This is a genomic window from Dyella ginsengisoli LA-4 (assembly GCF_000334915.1).
GTDB lineage: Bacteria > Pseudomonadota > Gammaproteobacteria > Xanthomonadales > Rhodanobacteraceae > Dyella_A > Dyella_A ginsengisoli_A.
In genome coordinates this window covers 1-1,410 of record NZ_AMSF01000008.1, presented here as the reverse complement: position 1 = coordinate 1,410, position 1,410 = coordinate 1, and the positions used below count along the sequence as shown (strand labels likewise).

1 pseudogene is annotated in these 1,410 nt (G+C 70.6%); it reads right to left on the bottom strand.

The annotated features are described in order from the left end of the window. Positions 1-1,241: pseudogene (locus tag C693_RS0101440) on the bottom strand (transcription-repair coupling factor); the annotation flags it as partial. Positions 1,242-1,410 lie beyond the last annotated feature (169 nt).

Sequence of the window (1,410 nt, the reverse complement as noted above, 5' to 3'; positions counted from 1 at the left end):
ACATTCGCCGGCTTCATCCCCGCCGCCGCCAGCTGTTCGATCAGCGACTCGCGCCGCCCCGCCGAGTCGGCGGCCACCAGCACGCGTCCCTTGTAGCTGGCCAGGAAATGCCGCAGCGCCGTGCCAGGCTCCTCGCCTTTGCGATTCAGCGCCACCTCGGGCGCCGGCTGGGTGCCCACGTCGACGCTGTGCTCGTGGCCGGAGGGCACGATCTCCACGCGCAGGCGCTTGTTCCACTGCTCGCGCAGCTGCTCGGGCGACAGATACAGCTCGGCCGGCGGCAGCACCGGGCGCTCGATGTCGTGCGCGCGCTGGTCGTAGCGTTCGGCGGTCTGCGTCCAGAACTGCTCGGCCGCCTCGCCGGCGCCTTCACCGAGCACGAACAGCGCGTCGTCGGCGAGGTAGTCGAACAGCGTCGCGGTCTGCTCGAAGAACAGCGGCAGGTAGTACTCGATGCCGCCGGGCGTCACGCCTTCCTTCATGTCCTGGTAGAGCGGGCAGCGGCGGATGTCGATCGGGAAGCGCTCGCGCAGGCGGGTGCGGAAATCCTTGGCGGCGTTCTCGGTGAGCGGGAACTCGCGGCCGGGCAGCAGCTCGACCTTCTCCACCGGCTGCTGCGAGCGCTGGGTTTCCGGATCGAAGCTGCGGATCGACTCCACCTCGTCGTCGAACAGCTCGATGCGGTACGGCTCGGCCGCACCCATCGGGAAGATGTCGATCAGCGCACCGCGGACGGCGAAATCGCCGGCCTCGGCCACCTGCGGCACGTAGCGGTAGCCGGCCGACTCCAGTCGGCGCTGCTCGGCCATCAGGTCCAGTTTCTGGCCCCTGGCCAGCATCAGGCCGGCGCCGGTGATGTGGCTGCGCGGGGCGATGCGCTGCATCAGCGTGGCCACCGGCACCACCAGCACGCCGCGCGTCACCGACGGCAACCGGTACAGCGTGGCGATGCGCTGGGAGACGATCTCCGAGTGCGGGCTGAAGATGTCGTAGGGCAGGGTTTCCCAGTCAGGGAAGTGCAGCACCGGGAGGTTGCCGGCGAACAGCTTCAGCTCGTCCTCCAGCGCCGAGGCGCGCTGGGTGTCGCGCGTCACCGCCACCAGCAGACCGCTGTGCGAGCGTGCCGCCTCGGCGATCAGCAGCGCGCGGCCGGAGCCGTGCGGCGGCGTCCAGAAGCGGCGCTGGCGCGGCGTGGTCGGAAGCGGCGGATGGCTGAGCGGGGAAGCGGTGCTGCTGGGCATGGACTGGCGCGGGGCTCGTCGGGGCGCGGAGGCGCGGATAAAGCGCGCTAGTGTACCGCGCCCTCGCCGCCGAGCCGGCGGCCACCGCCATCAGTAGGAGCCCGCTCGCGGGCGATGCTTCTGCTCCTGATCTACATCGAAGCGAAAAAGCATCGCCCGCGAGCGGGCT